We start from the raw sequence: 24,212 nt of genomic DNA, 5'->3' as shown, positions 1-24,212 counted from the left end.
ATAGTCTAGACTTATCGTCTTCGGAGGCTGGCATGACCGCGCACCGCATCACTTCGCCCGATCAGCTCGCCGCGCTCTACCCCAACCCGATCGCGCCGGCTTCGGTGATCAAGGAGATCGATCACATCGACGCGAACTACGGCGCGCTGATCGCAGCCTCGCCGTTTTTTGTGCTGGCGACCAACGGTCCAGGCGGCCTGGATTGCTCGCCGCGCGGGGATCTGCCGGGCTTCGTTGCGGTCAGCGACGCCAAAACGCTGCTGATTCCGGACCGAAGAGGTAATAACCGCCTCGATTCATTGAAGAATCTTCTGTCCGACAATCGAATCGGAATGCTCTTTTTGATCCCCGGCTACGGTGAAACGCTGCGCGTCAACGGCACCGCGGTGCTGTCGACCGATCCGGAGCTGTGCGCGCGCTTCGAGATGGCCGGAAAGCTGCCGGCCTGCGTGATCGTGGTCACGGTCGAGGCGGCCTATTTCCAGTGCTCGCGGGCCATCGTGCGCGCCGATCTGTGGAACCCGGCAACGCAGGTCGACAAGCGCACACTGCCAAGCGCCGGGACGATCCTGCGCGAGATTTCCGCGCGGGCTGCGGCGGAGACGTTCGATGGCGAGGCCTATGACAAGGCGCTGCCGGAACGGGTCCGGGCGACGCTGTACTAGGAGGCGTCATTCTCGGGCGGAGCGAAGCGCAGACCCGAGAATCTCATGACGACAGGGCACCGGCTGCAGCCTCCTCCGGCCTGAGATGCTCGGCTCAAGGCCGAGCATGACGCATGTAGTCAGGCGTGCCTACTCCAGCGCCCCGACGACCGCCTCGACCGCCTCGACGATCGCGCCGGAACGCACCAGTGCCGTCGCCTGGTTCATCTCGGCGGCGTACCAGCGGTCGCCATCGAGCGCCGGCGGGATCGTCTGGCGCAGCGCATCGAGCGCGGCCTGCGTGCCCTTGCCGAGCGGATGGCCCTTGGCGGTCTCGGCGATCAGGGAGAGCGCCTGGCAGGCCATCAGGATCTCTGCGGCGATGATCATCTCGACATTCTCGACGACGGTGCGCGCCTTACGGCCGCACCAGGTCGAGTTCGAGACATGGTCCTCGGCATTCGACTTGCCGGGAATCGAATCGACCGAGCCGGGCGAGGACAAGGTGCGGTTCTCCATCACCAGCGCGGACATAGAGCACTGCACGGTGGCAAAGCCCGTGTTGAGGCCGCGCTTGCCGGCGAGCAGATTGCGCGGCAGGCCATAGCTCATGGTCGGGTCGACAAGGCGGGCGAGGCGGCGCTCGCAGATCGAGCCGAGATCGGTCATGGCGATGGCGAGCAGGTCCATCGCCTGCGCGACATACTGGCCGTGGAAATGGCCGCCGGAGATGACACGATAGCCGTCATCCTCGGGGAAGATCAGCGGATTGTCGGTCGCCGAATTGGTCTCGGTCGCGATGATGCGCGCGACATAATCGAGCGCCTCGCGCGCCGGGCCGTGCACCTGCGGGGCGCAGCGCAGCGAATAGACGTCCTGGACCCGCGGCGCCGGCGGCTTGCCCGGCGTGCGGCCGATCTCGTCGGGATAGATCGTCTCGCGGGCCGAGGCCGAGCAGCGCTTCGAGCCGTGCGTGATCTTGAGCAGATTGCGCGCGACCAGCGCCTGGCCGGGATGCGGGCGGGCGGCATGGACGCGCGGATCAAATGCGGCGAGCTCGCCGCGCATCGCTTCGAGCGAGAGTGCCAACCCGATATCGGCGGCCTTGATCAGGCGCCTGGCATCTTCCGTCGCGAGCACGCCCAGCGCGAGCGAGACGGTCGAGCCGTTGATCAGAGCGGAGGCGTCCTTGGCGCCGAGCTTGAAGTCCGGTTCCAGCCCGGCCTTGGCCAGGGGCATCGCGGGCCTTCATCCGCTTGCCCTTGTAGAAAGCTTCCGCCTCCTCGAAACCGCAGACCGCGGCCGACATATGGGCGAGCGGTGCGAGATCGCCGGAGGCGCCGACCGAGCCTTTCTGCGGGATCACCGGATGGACGCCGGCGTTGAGGCAGGCGAGCAGGCGCTCGACGAGGGCGACCTGCGGGCCAGAATAGTTCGAGGCGAAAGCATTGGCGCGCAACAGCATGGTGGCGCGCGTCACGTCCTCAGCGAAGGGCTCGCCGATGCCGGTGGCGTGGGCGTAGACGCTTTTGCGCTGATACTCGGTCATCTCCGACATCAGCACGCGCTGGTCCTTGAACAGGCCGACGCCGGTGTTGAAGGAGTACATGAACGGCGCCTCGTCGTTCATGAAATTGGCGTCGATATGGGCCCGTGTCGCCGCGATCGCCGCGCGCGCCGCCGGCGCGAGATTCGCCTTCTCATAGCGGCCGGAGGCGCCGGGGCGGGCCACGCGCAGCACCTGCTTGCCCTTCAGGGTGCGTCCGTCGATCGTTACCGCCATGGCCTGTCCTCGTCAGCTTAGCGGCCGATCTAACGGTCCAGCGCGGCAAAGGGAAAGGCCCATTCCCGTCCGGAAACGAAAAGCACCTTATGCGATGCAGTGCGGACCGGGCTAGGATCGAGCATCGGAGCCCCACTGCGGCGCGACATCGGCGCGCCTTTACGCAGCGCCTGGAATCCCTAAAAGGTGCCGCCAGGAGCGTCACGATGGATTTCGAAGCCTTTTTCCGCAGCGAACTCGACAGCCTCAGGGCAGAGGGCCGCTACCGCGTCTTCGCCGATCTGGAACGCCGCGCCGGCCGCTTTCCCCGCGCCGCCTTCCACGGCCCTGACGGGCCGCGCGAGGTCACCGTCTGGTGCTCGAACGACTATCTCGGCATGGGACAGCACCCGGCCGTGCTCGCTGCGATGCGCGAAGCGCTCGACAGCTGCGGCGCTGGCGCCGGCGGCACCCGCAACATTGCCGGCACCAACCACTACCACATCCTGCTGGAGCGCGAGCTCGCCGACCTGCACGGCAAGGAGGCCGCGCTGCTGTTCAACTCCGGCTACATGTCGAACTGGGCCTCGCTCTCGACCCTGGCCGCGCGCATTCCCGGCTGTGTGGTGCTGACCGATGCCGCCAACCACGCCTCGATGATCGAGGGCATCCGGCATTCGCGGGCCGAGAAGCTGATCTTCGCCCATAACGACGCGCAGGATCTGCGTCGCAAGCTTCAGGCGATCGACTCAGGCCGGCCGAAGCTGATCGCCTTCGAGTCGGTTTATTCGATGGATGGCGATATCGCCCCGGTCGCCGAATTCTGCGATCTCGCCGACGAATTCGGCGCGATGACCTATATCGACGAGGTCCATGCCGTCGGGCTCTACGGCCCTCGTGGCGGCGGCGTCAGCGAGCGCGACGGGCTCAGCCACCGGCTCGACCTGATCGAGGGCACGCTGGCCAAGTCATTCGGCGTGATGGGCGGCTATGTCACCGGCTCGGCAGCGCTCTGCGACTTCATCCGCAGCTTCGCCTCCGGCTTCATCTTCTCGAGCTCTCTGCCGCCGGCGCTGGCCGCAGGCGCGCTGGTTGCGATCCGGCATCTCAAGACGAGCTCGGCCGAGCGCGATGGACAGCAGGACCGGGTGCGCAAGCTGCGCGGCCAGCTCGACCAGGCTGGCATCCCGCATCTGCCGAACCCAAGCCATATCGTGCCGGTGATGGTCGGCGATGCCGCGCTGTGCAAGCGGATCAGCGATGAATTGCTCGAGCGCTTTTCGATCTATGTCCAGCCGATCAACTATCCGACTGTGCCACGCGGTACCGAGCGTTTGCGCATCACGCCGACGCCGCTGCATTCGGACGAGGACATCGTCACGCTGGTCGCCGCGCTCAGCGAGATCTGGGGCGCCGTTGGGTTGAAGCGGGCGGCCTGAACCGGCCGCCCTTCTGCCTCAGAGCAGGCCGTTATTGCCCGCGAGCGTCTTCAGGTTGACGTTCGGGCGCGCGCCGACATGGCTGATGACCTCGGCGGCGGCGAGCGCGCCTAGCCGCAGGCAGTCGCGTGCCTCGCGGTTCGTCGTCAGGCCGTGCAGGAAGCCGGCAGCGAAGAGATCGCCGGCGCCGGTCGCGTCGACCACGCGCTCGATCGGGAAGACCGGCTCGGCCACGACCCCGTCCGGCGTCAGCGCCAGCGCGCCGTTCTCCGAGCGCGTGATGACGGCAAGGACGTTCTCCGCCCGCAGCGCCGCCAGCGCCGTGTCGAAATCGGCGCTCTGGTAGAGGCTCTTCAGCTCGTGCTCGTTGGCGAAGACGAGATCGACCATGCGGTTGCGGATCAGGCCGAGGAACTCATCGCGATAGCGGTCGACGCAGAAGGAATCGGACAAGGTGATGGCGACGCGCCCGCCGGCCTTGTGCGCGAGCTCGGAGGCCTTGCGGAAGGCATCCCTTGGCCGCCGGCGGATCCCAGAGATAGCCTTCGAGGTAGACGATATCGGCATTCTCGACCGTCGCAGCATCGACATCGGCCGGTGAAAGGCCCTGGCAGGCGCCGAGATAGGTGTTCATCGTGCGCTCGCCATCCGGTGTGACGATGATGAAGGAGCGCGCCGTCGCGGGCCCTTCATTCGCCGCAGCAGTGTCGAAAGCGACGCCGAGCGAGGCCAGGTCGTGGCGATAGAGCCCGCCGAGCTCGTCGGCCTTGACCTTGCCGATGAAGGCGCCCTTGCCGCCGAAGGAGGCGAGGCCGGCGATGGTGTTGGCGGCCGAACCGCCCGAGACCACCTTGCCCGGTCCCATCGCGCCATAGAGCAGCTCGGCCCTGGCTTCATCGATCAGCGTCATCGAGCCTTTGACCAGCTCGTATTTCGCCAGGAAATCTTCCTCCGCCGAAGCGAAGACGTCGACGATGGCATTGCCGAGGGCGAGCACGTCATAGCGCTTTGAGGTCATGGCGATGTCCGTAATGGCGGGAGAATGGCGGCGTGTGGCATTGCCGGCTGGTGAGGTCAAGCGCTGCCGCGGCGGCGCGCGGCGCTGTCGAGGATCGAAGTCAGCGCCGCCAGATCGGACGGGCCGAGCCACTGCACCTCATGGGCGAGGCGATTGGCAAACAACGTCGCTTCCGGTTCGAGGCCGGCCGTATCGATCACGATGCGCGGATGGGAGAGCTCGGCGAGGCGGATCAGCTCGTCCGCTTCGTCCCAGATCACGCCGAGGACATGGATCGCGCCCTGAATCAAAGTGAAGGTCGGCTGGCCACGCTTGCCGTGCTCCAGCGCCGAGAGATAGGCCGGGGTGACACCGAGCGCTTGCGCCATCTGCGCCAGGGTCACGCCGCGGGCGGCCCGCAGTTCGCGGACGCGGCGGCCGAAGGGCGTCATTCGCTGAAGTCCCGGCTGCGGCGCAGGCGGATGTAGAGCGCACCTGTTCCGCCATGACGCTGCTCGGCCTCGTCGAAGCCGAGCACCAGAGGGCGCAGATCCGGCAGACGCAGCCAGTGCGGGACGTTCCGGCGCAGGATGCCGCGCTCCTCGCCATAGGGGACGTCGCCGGCGATGCCCTTGCCGGTCACCACCAGGACGAGCTTGGCTCCACGCTGCTGCTGCACGCGCAGGAAGCCACGCAGAGCCGCATGCGCTTCGTCCTGGCGCAGCCCGTGCAGGTCGATCACCGCTTCGACGCCCTGCTGGCCACGGCGCAATTGCGTACGCATGCGCCGCTCCAGTGGCACCAGCGGCGGCGAGGCGGGCTTCGTCGGGCGGCCCTTGAGCGCCGGTGCTGGGGAAGGCTGGGCGCTCTCCACGGGCGCGGGCGGCTTTTCCGATTTCGCTTCCGGCTCGGCTTCGACCGCCGTGCGGCCAGGTAGCGGCTTGATCGTGCGCGCGACCTGGCGCCAGAGTTCGAGTTCCGCTTCGGAGAGGAGCTTGCCGCGCCGCCGCATGGCTCAGCGCGGCCAGAGCACGACGAAATCGAAGGGATGCCGGATCAGGCCGGCACGATGACCGGCCTCTGCGCCGGAGCCGACGAAGAGATCGATCCGGGCCGGGCCGATGATCGCCGTGCCGGTATCCTGCGCCAGGACAAGTTGGGCCAGCTTTTCAGTGCCCCCCTTGCCGTCGGGAATCACCGTTTCGATCCAGGCCGGCATGCCGTAGGGCCAGAGCGATCGGTCGACCGCGACGCTGCGCAGCGGCGTCAACGGCAGGCCGGCGCCACCGATCGGGCCGGAGCCTGTCGGCAGGTTGTCGTTGCGAGCGAAGAAGACGAAGGAGCGGTTGAGGCGGATCAGCTCGCGGGCAAAACCTGCATCCGCCTTCAGCCGGGCGATGAGCTTGTCCATGGTCATCTGCTCGGGTGGAATGCTCTCGCGCCGGCTGAGCTCGCGACCAAGCGAGGTATAGGGATGGCCGTTGCGCCCGGAATAGACGAGGCGCGTCACCTTGCCGTCCGGCAGGCGGATCCGGCCCGAGCCCTGGACCTGCAGGACGAAGCGATCGACCGGATCGCGCATCCAGAGGATTTCGAGCCCCCGGCCAGCGAGCGCACCCTCCTCGATCGCCCCACGATCCGGGAATGGCGCCAGCCCGTTGGCCGTCCGGCGCGCCGAGGTCAGGGCCGGATCGAGGCCCTGCCAGTCATCGCCCGGCATTTTGGTCACCAGGTCGGTCGGGCGCCCATAGAGCGGCGTCGGGAAGGCGTCCGAGCGGGTCAGCGAGCCCTCGAACTCCGGCTCGAAATAACCGGTCATGAAGCCGCGGTCGGCGCCGGGCGGGCGAATACGCCAGAAGGTAAAGTTGTCTGCGAAGAAGCGGCGCGCCGCGTCCTGTGTCACGTCACCCGTAGCGAACAGGGCCGCAGCCTTCGTGCACAGGGCTGGCAGAGCGGGGGATGGAACGGCGCCTTGCCGCAGCGGCGGATCGGTCTCGCAGCCCTGCGCGAACAGGCGCAGAACCGCGAGCTGATCGTCAGTGCCCCAGCCCGCAAGCGCAGCGGGCGCCACGGGTTCAGCCCGGGCGCCCGTCGGCAAAGGTGGAGGCGAAGCTTCCGAGCCGGTCATCGATATACCTGCGGCCAGCAGCCCCAGAACGAAACCGGCGGCACGAATCACGCGGCCGATTCGGTAGCGACCAGCAGCCAGTTCGGATCGCGGCCGCCGAGCTGGCGCGAGAAGGTCCAGACATCGTTGACCTCGGAGACGGCGTCGGCGCTGCCGTCGACGACATTGCCCTGCGCGTCGCGAACCACGCTGATCAGTTGCGAGACGAAGGCGATGGTGATCTGGGCGGCCTTGCCCTTGACGTCGACCCCGGTTATCTCGGCCTTGTCGATCGAGACGAAGTTGGATTCAGCCTTCTCGCCGCGCTTCTCGCGCTCGCCGATCGCCTGCTCGAAGCCGTCATAGACTTCCTTGGCGAGCAGACCCTTCAGGGTCTTGCGATCACCACGGGCAAAGGCGGTGACGATGGTCTCGTAGGCCGATTTCGCCCCGCCGAGAAAGCCCTGCGGCTCGAAGCCCGGCTCCTGACGGACGATCGCATCGAGGCCGACAGCGATGGGCGAGCCCGGCTCGGCAATGCCCTTCCAGCGTTCCGCATCGGCCACCGGGGCAGCCGCGGCGTCGTTGGCGGCGCCCGGCAACCGGACGACGTTGTCGCGGCGCTCGCCAGTGCCCGGCTGATCGGGACGAAGCGGCGGCGTCTCGCGGCGCGCGAACGGATCGACCGGCGGCTTCTCGTGCCCGGTCTTCTGGCCCAGAACCGAGCGCAGTTTCCAGGCGACGAAAACGGCCAGGGCCAGGAAGACCAGGGTCGTCATATCGAAATTCTGCATCGCCGGCTGATCCGAACCTCGAAAACTCGTTCCCGCGCGGGCGCGCTTTTGTCGCCCGTCATCGAACGGATATGGTGAGGGAGGCTCGTAACATCCACCCCCGGTGCGCGACAAGGGCGCGAAAGCTCACTTCGCTTGTGCCGGCCCCGCCGCCATGATAGCCGACGCGGGCCCGGCGCCGCCGCCTTGCCCGGGCAGTTCCGGCCACGGCACGGAATTTCCCGATGGTTTTGTGAAGATAATGATGGGATCGATGGCCAACGAAAACGGCAACGGCGCCGGCGCCGCCGACCAGCAGGGGCCCAGCCTCAACACGCTGGTCCAGTACATCAAGGATTTCTCCTTCGAGAACCCCAATGCTCCGCGCTCGCTGACTCAGCAGCAACAGCAGGGCGGGCCGCAGATCGGCCTCCAGGTCAACGTCCACGCCAACGCGCTCGGCGAGAACGACGTCGAGACGATCCTCACGCTCGAAGGCAAGGCGACCCTGAACGACGAGACGCTGTTCGCGTTCGAGCTCAGCTATGCCGGCGTCTTCCGCATCCTCGGCGTGCCGCAGGAGCAGCTGCATGCGGTCGTGATGATCGACTGCCCACGCCTGCTCTTCCCCTTCGCTCGGGCGATCGTCGCCGAAGCCGTGCGCAATGGTGGCTTCCCGCCGCTCTATATCGATCCGATCGACTTCGCTCAGCTCTACCGCCAGCGTCTCGAGGAGATGCAGGCGCAGCAGGGCACCCCGAACGCCTGAGCAACGACCGGCATTGTGAATTCGACAGGAAAGAGCCCTTCGGGGCTCTTTTTTATTGGCCCACCGTTGCGCGGCCGCAGAAGCGTTTCCATCTCCCGCGGGCCTGAGGCCGCCATCCCGGCGTGCCATTCCCGTGAGGTTCACGATTTCCATGGATGCCCTTATGACGCTCGCCGCCGACCCAGCCATATGGGCGGCGCTCGGCGCCCTGATCGCCATGGAGGTCGTCCTCGGTATCGACAACCTCATCTTCATCTCTATCCTGACCAACAAGCTGCCGGAGCATCAGCGTGCGCGCGGCCGCCGGATCGGCATCGGCCTGGCGCTGATCCTGCGCCTCGCTTTGCTCTCGACCGTGGCCTTCATCGTGCAGCTCACCGCTCCGGTGTTCTCGGTCTTCGGCAAGGCCTTCTCCTGGCGCGATATGATCCTGATCGCCGGTGGCCTGTTCCTGGTCTGGAAGGCGACCAAGGAGATCCACCACAAGGTCGATCCCGATCACGGACCAGACATGTTCGACGGGGGCGCAGCCGCAGCCGTGACTTTCGGCGGCGTGATCTTCCAGATCCTGCTGCTCGACCTCGTCTTCTCGATCGACAGCATCATCACCGCGGTCGGCATGACCGAGCATGTGCCGGTGATGGTGATCGCCGTCATCGTCGCCGTGATGGTGATGCTGCTGGCGGCCGATCCGCTGGCGCGCTTCATCGACAAGAACCCGACGATCGTGATGCTGGCGCTCGGCTTCCTCTTGATGATCGGCGGCACGCTGATCGGCGAGGGCTTCGGCGCCCATATCCCGAAGGGCTATATCTACGCCGCCATGGCCTTCTCGGCCCTGATCGAGGGGCTGAACATGATGTCACGCCGGGCGACCCGGAAACGGGTGGAGTAATCGACGAAATCGTCATGCTCGGCTCCGGCCGAGCATGACGGCCGGCCTCATACCTCCTCGGGCAGGCCGAGATAGCCGCGCCAGAGCGGCCCCTTGAGCTTCGCCACGAAGGCTTCGTGGGCGGCTCGCTCCTCAGGCGTCAAACGCGGAGCGAGCTGCCGTTGGCGAACGGGGCGCTCGATCGTAACGGCAAGTCCAACGCCAGCACTGCCGGCAGCAGCTATGCCAAGACCGAGACTGGTCTGCTTGCCGCCGATCAGCTCGATATAGACCTCGGCCAGGATCTCGGAGTCGAGCAGCGCGCCGTGCTTGGTGCGGCGACTGTTGTCGATGCCATAGCGGGCGCAGAGCGCGTCCAGGCTGTTGCTGGCGCCGGGGTGCTTGCGCCGCGCCATCGCCAGCGTATCGACCACGAGCGCGGGCACGATCGAAGGCAGGCCGAGCCGGCCGAACTCCATATTGATGAAGCCGACGTCGAAGGCCGCGTTGTGGATGACCAGCCTGGCATCCGCGATGAAGGCGGCAAACTCGGCGGCGATCCCAGCAAAGACCGGCTTGTCGGAGAGGAAAGCCTCGGAAAGCCCATGCACCCTGAAGGCGCCGTCCGGCATGTTCCGCTCGGGATTGATGTAGACGTGGTAGTTGCGGCCGGTCGGGCAATGATTGACGAGCTCGACGCAGCCGATCTCGACGATGCGATCACCCTTCAAAGGTTCGACGCCCGTGGTCTCGGTGTCGAGAACGATCTCGCGCATGGTCAATCCGCCCTCATCACGCGGCCGAAGCGGCCCGCAACGGCGTTCAGGATAGAGCGGACCTGGCGCTCGGCGGCCACGAGCCCGAGCGACGTGTCCACAAGGAAGTGAGCCCGGCGGCGCTTCTCCGCATCGGGCATCTGGCGAGCGAGGATCGCCGCGAACTTCTCTTCGGTCATGCCGGGACGGCCGAGAACCCGCTTGCGCTGGACGTCGGCCGGAGCGGTGACGACGACGACGGCGTCGTAGCGACTCTCTCCGCCCGTCTCGAGCAGGAGCGGCACATCGAGCACCGCGGCGCTGGCACCGCTCCGATGGCACTGCACCAGGAAGGCCTGCTCCTCGGCGCGGACCAGCGGATGGACGATGGCTTCGAGCTTCGCCAGCGCCTCGGGCCGACCGAGCACCGCCGCTGAGAGCTTCGCCCGGTCGACGACACCATCCACCGTCGTTCCCGGGAAGGCCGCCTCGATCTGTGCCGCCGCAACGCCAGAATAAAGATCATGCACCGCCTGATCGGCATCATGGACGGGAATTCCGGCAGCACGGAACATCGCCGATGTCGTCGACTTGCCCATGCCGATCGAGCCGGTGAGGCCGAGCAGGAAAGTCATCTCATCGCCTTCGCTATCATGTTCACAAAGCCGGAATGTCGGCTTCGAGCTTCGCCCGCAGCGCATCCGTGACCTGCGGACGGACGCCGAACCAGCGCTCGAAACCCGGCACCGCCTGGTGCAGCAGCATACCGAGCCCGTCGACCGGAATGCCGCCACGCGCCCGCGCCTCCGCGAGCAGCGGGGTCTCCAGCGGAACGTAGACGATGTCGTCGACGATCGTACCGGGACGCAATCCAGAGAGATCGATCTCCAGCGGCGGCTGGCCCGACATGCCGAGCGAGGTCGTGTTGACGATCAGATCGCTTTTGCTCACCAACGCCGAAATGTCCTGCCAAGGCCGGGCCTCGACCGACCTCGCAACAGCAGCCGCTAGTTCGACCGCCCGCTCGGGGCTGCGGTTGACCAGGAGGACGCGACAGAGCCCGCGCTCAAGGAGGCCGTGGATCACGGCACGGGCAGCGCCGCCGGAGCCAAGGATCAGTGCAGTCCGGGCCCGCTCCCCCAGCCGGGTACGCAGGCATCGAGATGGGCGAGGAAGCCATAGGCATCGGTGTTGTCGCCATGGAGCCGGCCATCTTCCATCCACAGCGTATTGGCGGCGCCCATGGCCCGGGCTGTCTCGCTGGCCCGATCGAGCAGCGGCAGCACGATTTCCTTGTTCGGCACGGTGACGTTGCCGCCCACGAACTCGCCGGCGCGCAGGCGCGCGATAAGAGTGGGCACCTCGGCCGGCGGCACATCGACGCGTTCATAACTGCCGGCCAGGCCGTGCTCGGCGAGCCAATGGCCATGGATCAACGGCGAGCGGGAATGCGCGACCGGGTGGCCGATGATGAAGCAACGTTTGGTCATGCGATGAGATCAAGGTCGCGAAGTGTGGCGAGCAGGCTCAACATCGGCAGGCCGAGGATGGTGAAATGATCGCCTTCGATCGCCTCGAACAGATGGATGCCGAGGCTTTCGAGCTGGTAGCCGCCGACACTCGTCGTCGCTGCCTGGCCGGCCTGGGCGATATAGCGCTCGATGAAATCTCGCGTCAGTGGGCGCATCGCGAGCATCGCGCTGCTGGCGCCCCGCCCGATGACCTGTCCGTCCCGTGCCAGCACGAAAGCGGAGGTGAGTTCATGGCTCCGACCGGCGAGCGCCGCGATCTGGCGGTATGCGGCTGCAGCATCCTCGGGCTTGTGAAATGGACGCCCCTCTGAGGTCAGCATCTGGTCGGCCGAGAGTACGATCCGCCCCGGAGCGAGCGGCGAGACCGACAACGCCTTGGACTCCGCCAATGCGGCAGCGACTCCTGCCGGCGAGCCGCCCATGGCCAGGAACTCCGCTTCGATCGCGCGCTCGTCGACGATTGGCTTGATCACTTCAACTGGGAGTCCCGCCGCTGCAAGCAGCTGCAGGCGGGTCGCGCTGCCGGAGGCGAGGATAAGGGGCGCATCGCCACGCCAGAATGTCGCCTGGCCCATCACGTCGCGATGAACTTCATACGGTGATCGCGCAGCAGATCGAGGATTCCCGCAGCCGTTTCCTCGATCGAGCGCCGGGTGACATCGATGACCGGCCAGCCCCGGCGCGCGCAAAGCCGACGCGATTGGGTGACCTCGTCCGCGACTGCATCGGGATCGACATAGGGCGTCTCGTCATCCGCCTTCAGCGACAGCAGCCGGTTCTGCCGGATTTGGATGATGCGCTCGGCACTGGCGACGAGACCGACGACCAGCGGCTTCTTCAAAGCCTCGAGCTCGACCGGTAGCGGCACGTTCGGCACGAGCGGGATGTTGGCTGTCTTGATGCCGCGATTGGCCAGATAGATGCTCGTCGGCGTCTTCGAGGTCCGGCTGATGCCGACCAGGATGACATCGGCGCTTTCGAGGTCGCCACCGAGCTGACCGTCATCATGCATCAGCGTGTAGTTCATCGCGTCGATGCGCCGGAAGTATTCGGCATTGAGCGTGTGCTGGGCGCCCGGCCGCGGCGCGGAGGCCTGGCCGAGATAGGACTGGAAGAGCGACAGTACCGGCTGCAGCACCGACAGGCATGGGCAACCGATATCGCGGCAGAAGGCCTCCAGTCGCTCCGCCCATTCCGGCTCGACCAGCGTGTAGAGCACGACGCCGGGTGAGGATTCGATCTCGGCAAGCACCCTGGACAGCTGGTTCTCGGAGCGGACGAGCGGGTAGACATGTTCGATCGCCGAGACCGCTTCATATTGCGCAGCAGCGGCCCGGCTGACCGCGATCAGCGTCTCGCCAGTCGCATCGGAGACCAGATGCAGGTGAAAATAGTTGCGCGCCACGGCTTCCCCCGCTGGCTGTTCTCGATTCAGCTCTAGAGCTGTTCCGCCAGCGTGGGAATCCCCTTTTCCTCCCGGCGAGCGGCCAGCGCATCGGTTTGTGATGGCCGGGACAAGTGGGGATAACTGGACGGAATCAGAACCTTGCCAGAAGCGGGCGGGATAACTCGGCGAAAGCTCAACAGGCTTCGGCCTGTGGGTGGAATCTCGATGTTTCACGTGAATCATTTTGAGACGCGGCGTGAGGCCACGCCTGAGGTCGAAAATCAATTGGTTAAGAAACTGTTAAGGGCCCTCCTCCGGGACAATGGCCATCCAGTTCACCCGAGCGCGGCCTGTGGACCGGTTGTGGACAATCTTGGGGCGGGCTATGTGCCCCCATCAAAGAGTCAAAACAGAAGACTCTCTTAGAAGAGATTCTTTTTAGAAGAAGGGCCCAGAGCCCGGTGCCTTACATGAGCCAGAGCCTTTTCCTCCGCACTCTTTCCGGTGAGACGCTGCCAAAGCCTCCGCTTTGGATGATGCGTCAGGCTGGCCGCTATCTGCCGGAGTATCGCGAGCTTCGCGCCAAGGCAGGTGGCTTCCTCGAGCTCTGCTACAGTCCGGACATTGCCGCGGAAGTGACTCTGCAGCCGATCAGACGCTTTGGCTTCGATGCCGCGATCCTGTTTTCTGATATTCTCGTGATACCGCATGCTCTGGGACAAAAGCTCTGGTTTGCCCAAGGCGAAGGACCGCGGCTGGAACCCGTTGCTGACGAAAGCCGATTTGGCGAGATCCGCGAGGAGATTGATCCGGACGTGCTGGCGCCAGTCTACGAGACGGTCCGGCGGGTAAAGGCGGCCCTTCCCGCCGGAACGGCGCTGATCGGCTTCTGTGGTGCGCCCTGGACGGTGGCGACCTATATGGTCGCCGGACGCGGCACCCCGGATCAGGGTCCGGCGAAAGAGTTGTTACGGCGCGACCCTGCCCTGTTCGCCAGGCTGATCAATCGGCTTGTCGTGAACTCCGCGGCTTACCTCAATGCCCAGATCGAAGCCGGCGTCGATGTCGTGCAGATCTTCGACAGCTGGGCCGGCTCGCTCGGGCCGGAGGATTTCAAGCGCTGGTGCATCGAGCCGACGCGGCGCATCGTCGACCTTGTTCGTGCTCGCCACCCCCAGGCGAAGATCATCGGCTTTCCGCGCGGAGCAGGCGCCGGCATTCCCGATTATGTTCGTGAGACTGGTGTCGACGCGGTCGGGCTCGAAACCGAGATCGACCGGGGCTTCGTGCGCAAGGCGATCCAGACGTTGGTCCCGGTGCAAGGTCACCTCGATCCGCAGGTGCTACGCGCCGGCGGCTCGGAGCTCGATCGCGAGATCGAAGCGATCCGTGCGGCATTCGGCGCAGGTCCGTTCGTCTTCAATCTGGGGCATGGCATCCTGCCGGACACACCGATCGCTCATGTCGAGCGATTGGTCGAATTGGTGCGTGCCTGAAGGATAACCCGCCATGGCCTACGAATGGATCAAGGCTTTCCATGTCATGGCGGTGATCGCCTGGATGGCGGGAATGCTCTATCTGCCGCGCCTGATGGTCTACCATGCGGAGGCGCAGACCGGCTCGATCCAGTCCGAGACCTTCAAGATCATGGAGCGGAGGCTGCTCAAGGGGATCATCAATCCCTCGATGATCATCACCTGGGTGCTAGGGCTCTACCTTGCCTGGAGCGCTTTCGGCTTCAAGGGCGGCTGGCTGCATGGCAAGATCGCCCTGGTCCTTGTTCTCTCTGGCTTGCATGGCTACCTGGTGGGCAGGGTCAAGGCTTTCGCCGAAGACCGCAACGACAAGCCGGCGCGCTTCTATCGCATTCTCAATGAGGTGCCCGCGCTGCTGATGGCCGGTATCGTCATCCTCGTGATCGTCAAGCCGTTCTGAGATCGGCGCGGTTTCCCGCTTGAGCCGGGCGGGGAAAGCGGTTATCAAGCCTCTGCGCCTTCTGTTCGCGTCCTTCCCTATCGTCGACGGTTCGTGCCACGGCAGCTTTCGCCAGCCGGCACGACATCCTGACAAGTGGGGCTCCCAGCCCTTCGTCCCGTCGATCCCTCCGCTGCCGTCCGGCCTGCCTTAGATGCAGGCCTGCTCAACCCGGGTGCCCCATGCGGGAAATCAAACTCCACGAACTCAAGGCGAAATCGCCGACTGAACTGCTCACCTTTGCCGAAGGCATGGAGGTCGAGAACGCGAGCACGATGCGCAAGCAGGAGCTCATGTTCGCGATTCTGAAGCAGCTCGCCTCCCAGGAAACCGAGATCCTGGGCGAAGGTGTCGTCGAAGTCCTGCAGGACGGTTTCGGCTTCCTGCGCTCTTCCGATTCCAATTACCTGCCGGGTCCGGACGACATCTATGTCTCGCCCTCGCAGATCAGGAAGTTCGGCCTGCGCACCGGCGACACGGTCGAAGGCCCGATCCGGGGTCCCAAGGACGGCGAGCGCTATTTCGCCCTGCTCAAGGTCAACACGATCAACTTCGAGGATCCGGAGAAGATCAAGCACAAGATCCACTTCGACAACCTGACGCCGCTCTATCCGGACGAGCGGCTCAAGCTCGAAGTCCAGGATCCGACCAAGAAGGATTTCTCGCCGCGCGTCATCGACATCGTCGCGCCGGTCGGCAAGGGCCAGCGCGCTTTGATCGTGGCGCCGCCGCGCACCGGCAAGACGGTGCTGCTGCAGAATATCGCGCAATCGATCACGACCAATCATCCCGAGTGCTATCTGATCGTGCTGCTGATCGACGAGCGGCCGGAAGAAGTCACCGACATGCAGCGCTCGGTAAAGGGCGAGGTCGTGTCCTCGACCTTTGACGAGCCGGCGACCCGCCACGTTCAGGTCGCGGAGATGGTGATCGAGAAGGCCAAGCGCCTGGTCGAGCACGGCCGCGACGTCGTCATCCTGCTCGATTCGATCACCCGTCTCGGCCGGGCTTACAACACCGTCGTGCCGTCGTCCGGCAAGGTCCTGACCGGTGGTGTCGATGCCAACGCTCTGCAGCGGCCGAAGCGTTTCTTCGGCGCCGCCCGAAACATCGAAGAGGGTGGCTCGCTGACCATCGTCGCGACCGCACTAATCGACACTGGCAGCCGCATGGACGAGGTCATCTTCGAAGAGTTCAAGGGCACCGGTAACTCGGAAATCATCCTGGACCGCAAGGTGGCCGACAAGCGCATCTTCCCGGCGATCGACATCATCAAGTCCGGCACCCGCAAGGAAGAGCTCATCACGCCACGCTCCGACCTGCAGAAGACCTATGTGCTGCGCCGTATCCTCAACCCGATGGGCCCGCAGGACGCGATCGAGTTCCTGTTGGACAAGCTGCGCCAGACCAAACAGAACTCCGAATTCTTCGACTCGATGAACACCTGACGGTTTCAGGACCGCGGGAATGGGAAGGCCACGGCAGTTCGCCGTGGCCTTTTTCATTTGTCACGAGCATCCGCCTGCGCGGGCAGCTGCAACGACTTCAGCCAATCGATTCGGCTCCGTGATGGGCGGCAGACAGTGGCCGTGGGCGCAAACGAAGGCAGAGCCGTCCCCGCCTGCTTGGCATAGGCATGACGGATGCTCGAACGGGAACTCCTCCGGATCCGTACAATCAGTCAGTTTGGTCGTCAGGTGCGGTAGTGCCAGGGCAGTTTGCCGGAATGCCTGGCGGTTTTGGGCCGGCCAGCGGCGCGAGGTCATAGGTGTTGAGGACCTAGCCATGCGCCATCGGTGCATACGCAGCTGCGGCGGGTATGACGTTAGGAATGGGTCGGCCGGCTCGTGGCCCTCCGACAATTTGGTCTGAACCACGATCCACAACAGGTCGGTTCATGCAGTCCGCTGGCGTTCGGTATGGCATTATGAGTCGGTCTGGGTATGACCGGTAGTGCCGCACTGTCGGCCCGAGCTATGGGTAGGAGACCCGCGGTAGTACCGATCGAGATGCGCAATCCAGCGCTGCGCAAGGGCAAAGTCGTGCCGATCTCCGGTGCGGCATGAGAGCTAAACGCACAGGCCATGGATTCGGAAACGAAACGAAAAACACGGTAGGCAAGTTCGCGCCACTCCCGGTGGCGGAGATGCCGGCTGGACAGGCGTATCCAGCCAATTGAGAATGGCGCGACCTTCCAAATCGCTTCCTATGCCATGTCATAATGTCGGGGGCGTCATGTTGCTCCTCGCGGTCCTTGATATTCACGAAGAGCTCGTTCATCACCGCTGCGATCGCAGGGTTCTCGAAGCTCTCGTGCGCCATGACGTGTCACCAATGGCAGGCGGCATAGCAGACAGAAAGCAGGATGGGGCGATCGCTGGCGCGTGCTTGCGCGAGGAGCTCGTCGCTCCATTCCCACCAGTCGACGGGATTGTCGCGGTGCTGCAACAGATAGGGACTGGTGGCATGCTTCAGACGGTTCATCGCGAAAGCTTCAGCCCTGGTGAAAAGGGCGCCTGAGGATGCGAGCCTATCCGACCATTGTGGCACTGTCCTCCGGCAGTGGGCGCGCCGGTGTCGCGGTCGTACGTGTCTCGGGCCAACGCGTCCGATTCGCTCTCGAAACGATCGTCGGGTCTGTGCCGGAGGCTCGCAGGGCGACCTATCGAGCGCTTCGCGATCCCGCCGGCGCCATCATCGATCATGGCCTAGTGCTGTTCTTTCCGGCGCCTGCGAGCTTTACCGGGGAGGATGTCGCGGAGTTCCATATCCATGGTTCACGCGCGGTTCTGTCGCGATTGTTGTCGGTTCTCACCGCCCTGCCCGAGATGCGGCTGGCCGAGGCGGGCGAGTTCACTCGCCGCGCCTTCGAAGCCCGCAAGCTCGACTTGGCCGCCGTCGAAGGCCTCGCCGACCTGATCGATTCGGAGACGGAATGGCAACGCAAGCAGGCGCTGCGGCAGATGGAAGGCGCGCTCGGTCGCGCCGCTGGCGAATGGCGTAACGCGCTGATCAAGGCGATGACGCTGCTCGAGGCCGAGATCGATTTTTCGGACGAAGGTGACGTCGGTGGCCCGTTGATCGCCGACGCCGTTGCTGAAGCACAGGGCGTGCTCGGCAGCCTGCGTTCCGCGCTCGGTAGCTTCGCGGCCGGTGAGCGGGTTCGCGAGGGCTTCGTCGTCGTGCTTGCGGGACCACCCAATGCCGGCAAATCCAGCCTGCTCAATGCGCTCGCCCGACGCGATGTTGCGATCGTCTCGCCCGTTGCCGGAACGACCCGCGATGCCATCGAGGTCAGGCTGGACCTGGGCGGTATCCCCGTCGTGCTGGTCGATACTGCCGGTCTGCGCGAGAGCAGTGACGCGATCGAGGCCGAGGGCGTAAGGCGAGCGCGGCAGAAAGCGGCCCATGCCGATCTCGTGTTGCGTTTGCGATCGCCCGATTCGGACCCGGAACGAGCCGACAGCGAGGGAGGCGACCTTGCTGTCGCGACGATGATCGACCTTGGTGGAGCTGCCCGTCCTGGGGAAATCGGCGTGTCAGCGATAACCGGCGCAGGTCTGCCCGAGCTGATCGACGTCATCGCAGCTCGCCTAAGCAAGCTCGGCCAGGCTGAGCCCGCACTTGTTACCCGCGAGCGTCAGCGCATCGCAGTGGCCGCCGCCGCTGCTGCGATCGAACGCGCCGCCATGCTTCCGCATGAGCAGCCGGAGTTGATCGCGGAAGAGCTGCGCATTGCGGTCAGAGCACTGGAACGTCTGATCGGCAAGGTCGATGTCGAGGATGTGCTCGACGGCTTGTTCTCAGGCTTCTGCATCGGCAAATAAGCGGTTTTCATTGACCTCGCGGCCGGGCTTGGCTAGCGAATGGTCATGTCGAATGAGCAGGCGAACGGGCACTACGATGTCGTCGTGGTGGGCGGCGGCCATGCCGGGGCGGAAGCCGCGGCTGCGGCGGCGCGTGCCGGTGCCAGGACGGCGCTGATCACCCAGCAGATCGCTACTGTCGGAGCGATGTCCTGCAATCCCGCCATCGGCGGTCTCGGCAAGGGACATCTCGTTCGCGAGATCGACGCACTCGACGGGATCATGGCGCACTGCGCCGATCGGGGCGGCATTCAGTTCCGCATGCTCAACCGACGCAAGGGGCCAGCGGTGCGGGGGCCAAGGGCCCAAGCCGATCGCAAGCTCTATCGCGAGGCGGTTCAGGCTGCGTTGGCTTCTCAGGAGGGTCTTTGCCTGATCGAGGGCGAAGTCTTCGATCTTGAGATCGTCGATGGGCAAGTTACCGGCGTGTTGCTCGCGGACGGGCGTCGATTCGCCTGCGGAACGGCTGTGCTCACCACCGGCACCTTCCTGCGCGGTTTGATCCATATTGGCGAAAGGAAGATTCCTGCCGGCCGTGTCGGCGAAGCGCCTTCGCTTGGCCTCTCCGCTACGCTGGAGCGCCACAATTTTCCGCTCGGCCGGTTGAAGACCGGGACACCGCCGCGGCTGGATGGCCGCACCATCGACTGGTCCGGTCTGGAGATGCAGCCGGGTGACGATCCGCCGGAACCGTTCTCGGCGATGACCGATGCGATCACCACCCCGCAGATCAGCTGCGGGGTGACTCGCACGACGCTGGCGACACATGAGCTGATCCGCGCCAATCTGCATCGGGCACCGATGTTCTCCGGGCAGATCGAGGGCCGCGGGCCGCGCTATTGCCCGTCAATCGAGGACAAGGTCGGTCGCTTCGGCGATCGCGACGGCCACCAGATTTTCCTCGAGCCCGAGGGCCTCGACGATCCCACGGTCTATCCGAACGGAATCTCGACTTCGCTGCCGGAGGACGTCCAGCTGGGCCTATTGAAGACGATCCCGGGCTTGGAGGGGGCAGCGATGCTGCGGCCGGGCTATGCGATCGAATATGACTATGTCGATCCGCGTGCATTGAAGGCGACGCTGGAAACGCGCGCGATCAGCGGGCTGTTCCTTGCCGGGCAGGTCAATGGCACGACCGGTTATGAGGAGGCCGCCGCGCAGGGTCTGCTCGCCGGTCTTAACGCTGCCCGCCGGGCTGGGGGCAGCGAACCGGTCAGCCTCGACCGGACGCAATCCTATATCGGCGTCATGGTCGACGATCTGGTGACGCGCGGCGTTACGGAGCCGTATCGGATGTTCACGTCGCGCGCCGAATTTCGGTTGTCGCTCCGGGTCGACAACGCCGATGAGCGCCTGACGCCGCTTGGTATCGCGCATGGCTTGGTCAGCAGCGCCCGTCGTGAGCGCTATGAGAGCCGCCAGTCAGAGATCGTTAAGCTTACCGAAGTGTTACGTCAGCGAACTCTGTCGCCGACCGAAGCGGCAGCCGCCGGGCTGGAGCTGAACCGTGATGGAGTCAGGCGCTCGGCTTTCCAGATCCTGTCTTATCCGACGGTCGATTTCGCGGCATTGGTCCGGGTCTGGCCTGATCTTGGGGCGTTTTCCGAGACGGCGCGCACGCGCGTCGCGGCAGATGCCACCTATGCAGTTTATCTGGATCGGCAGGCGGTCGAGATCGATTCCTATCAGCGCGATCTGGCCCTTCCGCTGCCGAGCGACCTCGATCTTGATGGAATATCAGGCCTGTCGAATGAGCTTCGTGCCAAACTCCGCGTCTCCTGGCCGGACAATCTGGCGCAAGCCGGACGAATCGAAGGCATGACGCCGGCGGCGCTGACCCTGTTGGCAGCCCATGCCCGCAAGCGGCATACCGAGTGCTCGGCCGTCGGTGCCAAAGCGTAAACCCTGTGAGTTCTGTTGATATGGGGGATAACAGGGATCGCAGTCACGCTTTTCGCTTGACGCCTGTTTCACGTGAAACAGAGGAGCGCCTCGTCATTCTGGTCGAGGAGCTGCGGCGCTGGCAGAAAGCGAAGAACCTTGTCTCGGGCGCGACCCTGGACGAGGTCTGGACCCGGCATATCGCGGACTCGCTGCAATTGCTCGGTCCTGTACCGGGTGCTCGGAATTGGCTGGACCTTGGCTCGGGGGGCGGTTTTCCAGGCCTGGTGCTGGGCATCAGGCTTGCCGAACTGGGCGGCCATATCGACCTGGTCGAGAGCAATGCCCGCAAATGCGCCTTCCTGCGTCATGCCGCCCGGCTGACCGGGGCGCCAGTGACGGTGCATAACGCCCGCATCGAGGACGTGGTCGATGAATTTGCCGGCAAGGTCGATGCCGTGACGGCGCGGGCACTGGCGCCGCTGCCGCTGCTGCTCGACTGGTGCAAAGAGCTGTTGAGAACCGGGGTGACGGGAGTCTTTCCCAAGGGACAACATCTAGAGGCGGAATTGACCGCCGCGTCTAAATATTGGAAGATTCAGGCCACAACGTTTCCATCCTTGACGGATTCGGCGGCCGGCATCCTGGTGATACGCGGCGTCGAGAAACGGGCCGATTGATGACCGATTCTCAGCCTATCTCTATTCCCGTGCGTCCGCGCGTGCTGGCTCTCGCCAACCAGAAGGGCGGGGTCGGCAAGACCACGACTGCGATCAATCTCGGGACCGCGCTCGCCGCCATCGGTGAGAAGGTGCTGATCATCGACCTCGACCCGCAGGGCAACGCCTCGACCGGCCTCGGGGTCGACCGGAAGAGCCGGCGAGCTTCGACCTACGACGTGCTCTGTGGCGATATTGGATTGGGCATGGCGATGCAGGCCACTGCTGTTCCCAATTTGTTCCTGGCGCCATCGACACTCGATCTGCTAGGGGTTGAGCTTGAGATCGCCGGTGCCAAGGATCGAGCGCACCGCCTGAAGAAGGCGATCGATGAACTGGTCGACGACCAGCGCTGCAGCGACCTGACTTATATCCTGATCGACTGCCCGCCCTCGCTGAGCCTGATCACGATCAACGCCATGACGGCCGCGGATGCGGTACTGGTGCCGCTGCAGTGCGAGTTCTTTGCATTGGAGGGCCTCAGCCAATTGCTCAAGACGGTCGAGCAGGTGCGCGCCGGCCTCAATCCACGTCTGATCATCCAGGGCGTCGTGCTGACCATGTACGATCCGCGCAACAACCTGTCCGGTCAGGTCATGGCCGATGTACGCGATTTTCTCGGCGACAAGGTCTACGAGACGGTGATTCCGCGCAATGTGCGGATCTCAGAAGCGCCGTCCTATGGCAAGCCGGCGCTGCTCTATGATTTGCGCTGCGCGGGTTCTCAGGCCTATCTGAAGCTGGCCTCAGAGGTGATCAGGCGCGAGCGCACCTTGCGCGCCGCCGCCTGATGGGGGTGAAAGGTTCAAGAGGAATGGCAATGGTCGAGGAACAGGGACGTTCGCGTCTTGGCCGAGGTCTCGCCGCTTTGATCGGCGATGTCGGAGATGAGATCGGCGCCCTCGAGCGCGCGCGTGGTCAGCGCAAGGTTCCGGTCGAGTTCCTGCGTCCGAATGCGCGCAACCCGCGCAAGACCTTCAACGACGCCGAGCTGGAGGACCTTGCGGCCTCGGTGCGCGAGCGCGGTATCCTGCAGCCGATCATCGTGCGCTCTATTCCGGGCATGATCGACGCCTATGAGATCATCGCTGGCGAGCGGCGCTGGCGTGCGGCGCAGCGCGCCGAACTGCACGATGTTCCGGTCATTCTGGTCGAGGCCAATGACCGTGAGGCCCTAGAGATCGCGATTGTCGAGAATGTCCAGCGCGCGGATCTCAATGCGATGGAAGAGGCGGCCGGCTATGAGCGGTTGATCGCCGAGTTCGACTACACACAGAACGATCTAGCCAAGGTGATCGGCAAGAGCCGCTCGCATGTCGCGAACACGTTGCGCCTGAGCAAATTGCCTGAGCCCGTCAAGCAAATGGTCAGCGAAGGCTCGGTTTCGGCCGGTCACGCCCGAGCGCTGCTTGCTGTTTCGGAACCGGAACAGATCGCGAAACGCATTGTTGAGCAAGGGCTTACCGTCCGCGATATCGAGCGGCTCGGCCAGGACGAAGCGCGCAGCGAGAACAAGCCCGTCCGAGCGGCCGCTCCGAAGCCGGAGAAGGATCCGGACACACGCGCGGTCGAGAAGGCATTGGAAGAAGCGCTCGGCCTCGGAGTGTCGATCCAGCATCGTGCCAATGGCGGCGGTGAGATGAAGATCAGTTACAAGACGCTGGAGCAGCTCGACGCGCTCTGCCGCCGGCTGAAGGCCTGATCAGCGGCTCTTGCCGGACATCCGGCTGAGCGTCCATAGCGCGCGCGCAGCGATGGACCTCGCCATGTCGCCGTCGCGGCGCACGGCCAGGATCGCTGCTCCAAGGATGGTCACGGCATCGCGCAGCCGGGTTGCCGGCCAAGCATTGAGCGCTGCTTCCGCCGTTGCGAGGCGCGGATAGGGCATTCGCATGGCACCGACCGCTTCGCGCGCTGGCTTGCCGCCCTCGATCGCCAGCTTCGCCTTCAGCAAAGCAAGCGCATGGCGCAGCACCGCGCCGAGCAGCACGCCCTGGTCGAGCCCCTCGCCGGCGAGCTTGGCGAGGGCGAGATCGAGGCTCGGTAGGCGGCCGGCGAAGACGGCATCGACCACCCCCGCCTGTTCGCGTTGCGCTGTATCTCCGACGACGGCTTCGACATGATCGACCGTCAGGGCCGGGTCCTTGCCGGCATAGAGGATCAGCTTGTCGATCTCCTGCCGTGAGGTCTGGCGATCACCGCCAAGCAGGCTGGTCAGGAGATCGCGGGTGGTTCGATCAATGCTCTTGCCGGCTGCCCGCGCCATCTCGTCGACGATCGTGCCGAGGTCGCGGGCAGCATCGCCATAGCAGGGTACGGCAAGCGCCGATTTCGCGCGTTCGCAGGCGGTTCGCAGCGGGTTGCTCTTCTGCAGGTCGCCAGCCTCGACGATCACGATTGCGTCCTGCGATGGCGTCGCCAATAGCGGTTCGACGGCCGCCAAGAGAAGCCGTGAGGTCGGCGAGACGCGGATTGCGCGGCGCCCGCCGAACAGTCCGATCGTGTTCGCTTCATCGACCAGCTTCAGCGGATCGGAGGCGACGGCGTCGCCGTCCATGCGGATCAGCTGGAAGGCGTCCTGCGGGTCGTCAACGCTGCTGCGGGCCAGCGCTGCGGCCCGTTCGGAGATCAGCCCGGCATCGGGACCATAGAAGAGGAACAGGCGCCAGGATGGGTCCGGACGCGCAAGCGCGCGATCGGCCTCATGCGCCTTGACCATTGCCATCGAAAGCG

General features: G+C 65.0%; 22 protein-coding genes and 4 pseudogenes. 12 read left to right on the top strand and 14 right to left on the bottom strand.

Translation table 11 applies throughout. The features are described from left to right. The first annotated feature begins 32 nt into the window (after window positions 1-32). The gene (locus QO058_RS16060; RefSeq protein WP_284167310.1) at window positions 33-665 is read left to right on the top strand and encodes a pyridoxamine 5'-phosphate oxidase family protein; all 633 of its coding nucleotides are present in this window, start codon (window positions 33-35) and stop codon (window positions 663-665) included. Window positions 666-794: 129 nt separating this feature from the next. On the opposite strand, the gene QO058_RS16055 is transcribed toward QO058_RS16060, so the two are convergent. Next, window positions 795-1,883, bottom strand: coding sequence for an HAL/PAL/TAL family ammonia-lyase (locus tag QO058_RS16055; protein ID WP_284167309.1), 1,089 nt, complete (start codon window positions 1,881-1,883; stop codon window positions 795-797). Between the two features lie 55 nt (window positions 1,884-1,938). Further along, a pseudogene (locus tag QO058_RS16050) lies at window positions 1,939-2,427 on the bottom strand (aromatic amino acid lyase); the annotation flags it as partial. Between the two features lie 206 nt (window positions 2,428-2,633). Here QO058_RS16050 and hemA point away from each other — a divergent pair. Continuing rightward, window positions 2,634-3,845: a 5-aminolevulinate synthase gene (gene hemA, locus QO058_RS16045; protein WP_284167308.1), complete on the top strand. Its 1,212-nt coding sequence runs from the start codon at window positions 2,634-2,636 to the stop codon at window positions 3,843-3,845. 18 nt (window positions 3,846-3,863) lie between these two features. Here the strand turns inward: hemA and QO058_RS16040 are convergent. From QO058_RS16040 to QO058_RS16020, 5 genes and pseudogenes are all read right to left on the bottom strand, one after another. Beyond that, window positions 3,864-4,863 (bottom strand): annotated as a pseudogene (locus tag QO058_RS16040) (adenosine kinase). A 56-nt stretch (window positions 4,864-4,919) separates the two neighbouring features. Next, window positions 4,920-5,294, bottom strand: a complete 375-nt coding sequence (locus QO058_RS16035; protein ID WP_129160409.1) for a helix-turn-helix domain-containing protein — start codon at window positions 5,292-5,294, stop codon at window positions 4,920-4,922. Next, on the bottom strand, window positions 5,291-5,854 hold the full coding sequence (locus QO058_RS16030) for a Smr/MutS family protein (RefSeq protein ID WP_284167307.1): 564 nt from the start codon (window positions 5,852-5,854) through the stop codon (window positions 5,291-5,293). The genes QO058_RS16035 and QO058_RS16030 overlap by 4 nt, the downstream gene beginning before the upstream one ends. A 3-nt stretch (window positions 5,855-5,857) precedes the next feature. Next, window positions 5,858-6,913 (bottom strand): murein transglycosylase A, encoded by a 1,056-nt coding sequence (gene mltA, locus QO058_RS16025; protein WP_284167306.1) that lies wholly within the window; start codon window positions 6,911-6,913, stop codon window positions 5,858-5,860. A 104-nt stretch (window positions 6,914-7,017) separates the two neighbouring features. Beyond that, window positions 7,018-7,743, bottom strand: coding sequence for a Tim44/TimA family putative adaptor protein (locus QO058_RS16020; RefSeq protein WP_284167305.1), 726 nt, complete (start codon window positions 7,741-7,743; stop codon window positions 7,018-7,020). 253 nt (window positions 7,744-7,996) lie between these two features. On the opposite strand from QO058_RS16020, the gene secB reads away from it, so the two are divergent. Both secB and QO058_RS16010 read left to right on the top strand, forming a co-directional pair. After that, window positions 7,997-8,491: a protein-export chaperone SecB gene (secB, locus tag QO058_RS16015; protein ID WP_284167304.1), complete on the top strand. Its 495-nt coding sequence runs from the start codon at window positions 7,997-7,999 to the stop codon at window positions 8,489-8,491. Window positions 8,492-8,642: 151 nt separating this feature from the next. Then, a complete protein-coding gene (locus tag QO058_RS16010) occupies window positions 8,643-9,386 on the top strand; it encodes a TerC family protein (RefSeq protein WP_284167303.1) in 744 nt (247 codons plus the stop codon). Between the two features lie 47 nt (window positions 9,387-9,433). Here QO058_RS16010 and dnaQ read toward each other — a convergent pair whose 3' ends face one another. The 5 genes and pseudogenes from dnaQ to QO058_RS15985 all read right to left on the bottom strand — a co-directional run bounded on the left by dnaQ (window position 9,434) and on the right by QO058_RS15985 (window position 13,057). Then, the gene (dnaQ, locus tag QO058_RS16005; protein WP_284167302.1) at window positions 9,434-10,141 is read right to left on the bottom strand and encodes a DNA polymerase III subunit epsilon; all 708 of its coding nucleotides are present in this window, start codon (window positions 10,139-10,141) and stop codon (window positions 9,434-9,436) included. Window positions 10,142-10,143: 2 nt separating this feature from the next. Then, the gene (gene coaE, locus QO058_RS16000) at window positions 10,144-10,755 is read right to left on the bottom strand and encodes a dephospho-CoA kinase (RefSeq protein ID WP_284167301.1); all 612 of its coding nucleotides are present in this window, start codon (window positions 10,753-10,755) and stop codon (window positions 10,144-10,146) included. Window positions 10,756-10,777: 22 nt separating this feature from the next. Continuing rightward, window positions 10,778-11,610: pseudogene (locus QO058_RS15995) on the bottom strand (shikimate dehydrogenase). Continuing rightward, window positions 11,607-12,227, bottom strand: a complete 621-nt coding sequence (locus QO058_RS15990; RefSeq protein ID WP_284167300.1) for a Maf family protein — start codon at window positions 12,225-12,227, stop codon at window positions 11,607-11,609. The pseudogene QO058_RS15995 and the gene QO058_RS15990 overlap by 4 nt, the downstream one beginning before the upstream one ends. After that, window positions 12,227-13,057 (bottom strand): pyruvate, water dikinase regulatory protein, encoded by an 831-nt coding sequence (locus tag QO058_RS15985; RefSeq protein WP_284167299.1) that lies wholly within the window; start codon window positions 13,055-13,057, stop codon window positions 12,227-12,229. The genes QO058_RS15990 and QO058_RS15985 overlap by 1 nt, the downstream gene beginning before the upstream one ends. A gap of 443 nt (window positions 13,058-13,500) precedes the next feature. Here QO058_RS15985 and hemE point away from each other — a divergent pair, with 443 nt between their 5' ends. The 3 genes from hemE to rho all read left to right on the top strand — a co-directional run bounded on the left by hemE (window position 13,501) and on the right by rho (window position 16,461). Next, window positions 13,501-14,535 (top strand): uroporphyrinogen decarboxylase, encoded by a 1,035-nt coding sequence (gene hemE, locus QO058_RS15980; protein ID WP_432211939.1) that lies wholly within the window; start codon window positions 13,501-13,503, stop codon window positions 14,533-14,535. 13 nt (window positions 14,536-14,548) lie between these two features. After that, complete coding sequence (hemJ, locus tag QO058_RS15975) at window positions 14,549-14,974, top strand: protoporphyrinogen oxidase HemJ (RefSeq protein ID WP_284167297.1); 426 nt, start codon at window positions 14,549-14,551, stop codon at window positions 14,972-14,974. 221 nt (window positions 14,975-15,195) lie between these two features. Beyond that, complete coding sequence (gene rho / locus QO058_RS15970) at window positions 15,196-16,461, top strand: transcription termination factor Rho (protein ID WP_284167296.1); 1,266 nt, start codon at window positions 15,196-15,198, stop codon at window positions 16,459-16,461. Between the two features lie 772 nt (window positions 16,462-17,233). Here the strand turns inward: rho and QO058_RS15965 are convergent. Further along, window positions 17,234-17,497 (bottom strand): annotated as a pseudogene (locus tag QO058_RS15965) (DUF255 domain-containing protein); the annotation flags it as partial. Window positions 17,498-17,535: 38 nt separating this feature from the next. Between QO058_RS15965 and mnmE the strand changes: the two are divergent. Genes mnmE through QO058_RS15940 form a run of 5 tightly spaced genes read left to right on the top strand, consistent with a single transcriptional unit; the run spans window position 17,536 to window position 23,181 of the window. Continuing rightward, a complete protein-coding gene (gene mnmE / locus QO058_RS15960; protein WP_284167295.1) occupies window positions 17,536-18,840 on the top strand; it encodes a tRNA uridine-5-carboxymethylaminomethyl(34) synthesis GTPase MnmE in 1,305 nt (434 codons plus the stop codon). 45 nt (window positions 18,841-18,885) lie between these two features. Then, window positions 18,886-20,781: a tRNA uridine-5-carboxymethylaminomethyl(34) synthesis enzyme MnmG gene (gene mnmG, locus QO058_RS15955; RefSeq protein WP_284167294.1), complete on the top strand. Its 1,896-nt coding sequence runs from the start codon at window positions 18,886-18,888 to the stop codon at window positions 20,779-20,781. Between the two features lie 20 nt (window positions 20,782-20,801). Then, on the top strand, window positions 20,802-21,440 hold the full coding sequence (rsmG, locus tag QO058_RS15950) for a 16S rRNA (guanine(527)-N(7))-methyltransferase RsmG (RefSeq protein WP_284172922.1): 639 nt from the start codon (window positions 20,802-20,804) through the stop codon (window positions 21,438-21,440). Continuing rightward, on the top strand, window positions 21,440-22,270 hold the full coding sequence (locus QO058_RS15945) for a ParA family protein (protein WP_284167293.1): 831 nt from the start codon (window positions 21,440-21,442) through the stop codon (window positions 22,268-22,270). Before rsmG ends, QO058_RS15945 begins: the two co-directional genes overlap by 1 nt. Window positions 22,271-22,299: 29 nt before the next feature. Beyond that, on the top strand, window positions 22,300-23,181 hold the full coding sequence (locus QO058_RS15940; protein WP_284167292.1) for a ParB/RepB/Spo0J family partition protein: 882 nt from the start codon (window positions 22,300-22,302) through the stop codon (window positions 23,179-23,181). Here the strand turns inward: QO058_RS15940 and holA are convergent, their stop codons facing one another. After that, window positions 23,182-24,204: a DNA polymerase III subunit delta gene (holA, locus tag QO058_RS15935; protein ID WP_284167291.1), complete on the bottom strand. Its 1,023-nt coding sequence runs from the start codon at window positions 24,202-24,204 to the stop codon at window positions 23,182-23,184. Between the last annotated feature and the right edge of the window lie 8 nt (window positions 24,205-24,212).

It is taken from the genome of Bosea vestrisii (assembly GCF_030144325.1).
Taxonomy (GTDB): domain Bacteria; phylum Pseudomonadota; class Alphaproteobacteria; order Rhizobiales; family Beijerinckiaceae; genus Allobosea; species Allobosea vestrisii_A.
Note: the sequence above shows the minus strand (reverse complement) of the source record. Positions and strands in the feature narration are given on the sequence as shown.

Bases quoted from the DNA above. Each gene is read 5' to 3' on its own strand.
- QO058_RS16060 (WP_284167310.1), top strand. From the start codon at position 33: ATGACCGCGCACCGCATCACTTCGCCCGATCAGCTCGCCGCGCTCTAC.
- QO058_RS16055 (WP_284167309.1), bottom strand. From the start codon at position 1,883: ATGCCCCTGGCCAAGGCCGGGCTGGAACCGGACTTCAAGCTCGGCGCC.
- hemA (WP_284167308.1), top strand. From the start codon at position 2,634: ATGGATTTCGAAGCCTTTTTCCGCAGCGAACTCGACAGCCTCAGGGCA.
- QO058_RS16035 (WP_129160409.1), bottom strand. From the start codon at position 5,294: ATGACGCCCTTCGGCCGCCGCGTCCGCGAACTGCGGGCCGCCCGCGGC.
- QO058_RS16030 (WP_284167307.1), bottom strand. From the start codon at position 5,854: ATGCGGCGGCGCGGCAAGCTCCTCTCCGAAGCGGAACTCGAACTCTGG.
- QO058_RS16020 (WP_284167305.1), bottom strand. From the start codon at position 7,743: ATGCAGAATTTCGATATGACGACCCTGGTCTTCCTGGCCCTGGCCGTT.
- secB (WP_284167304.1), top strand. From the start codon at position 7,997: ATGGCCAACGAAAACGGCAACGGCGCCGGCGCCGCCGACCAGCAGGGG.
- QO058_RS16010 (WP_284167303.1), top strand. From the start codon at position 8,643: ATGGATGCCCTTATGACGCTCGCCGCCGACCCAGCCATATGGGCGGCG.
- dnaQ (WP_284167302.1), bottom strand. From the start codon at position 10,141: ATGCGCGAGATCGTTCTCGACACCGAGACCACGGGCGTCGAACCTTTG.
- coaE (WP_284167301.1), bottom strand. From the start codon at position 10,755: ATGACTTTCCTGCTCGGCCTCACCGGCTCGATCGGCATGGGCAAGTCG.
- QO058_RS15990 (WP_284167300.1), bottom strand. From the start codon at position 12,227: ATGGGCCAGGCGACATTCTGGCGTGGCGATGCGCCCCTTATCCTCGCC.
- hemJ (WP_284167297.1), top strand. From the start codon at position 14,549: ATGGCCTACGAATGGATCAAGGCTTTCCATGTCATGGCGGTGATCGCC.
- rho (WP_284167296.1), top strand. From the start codon at position 15,196: ATGCGGGAAATCAAACTCCACGAACTCAAGGCGAAATCGCCGACTGAA.
- mnmE (WP_284167295.1), top strand. From the start codon at position 17,536: ATGCGAGCCTATCCGACCATTGTGGCACTGTCCTCCGGCAGTGGGCGC.
- mnmG (WP_284167294.1), top strand. From the start codon at position 18,886: ATGTCGAATGAGCAGGCGAACGGGCACTACGATGTCGTCGTGGTGGGC.
- rsmG (WP_284172922.1), top strand. From the start codon at position 20,802: ATGGGGGATAACAGGGATCGCAGTCACGCTTTTCGCTTGACGCCTGTT.
- QO058_RS15945 (WP_284167293.1), top strand. From the start codon at position 21,440: ATGACCGATTCTCAGCCTATCTCTATTCCCGTGCGTCCGCGCGTGCTG.
- QO058_RS15940 (WP_284167292.1), top strand. From the start codon at position 22,300: ATGGTCGAGGAACAGGGACGTTCGCGTCTTGGCCGAGGTCTCGCCGCT.
- holA (WP_284167291.1), bottom strand. From the start codon at position 24,204: ATGGCAATGGTCAAGGCGCATGAGGCCGATCGCGCGCTTGCGCGTCCG.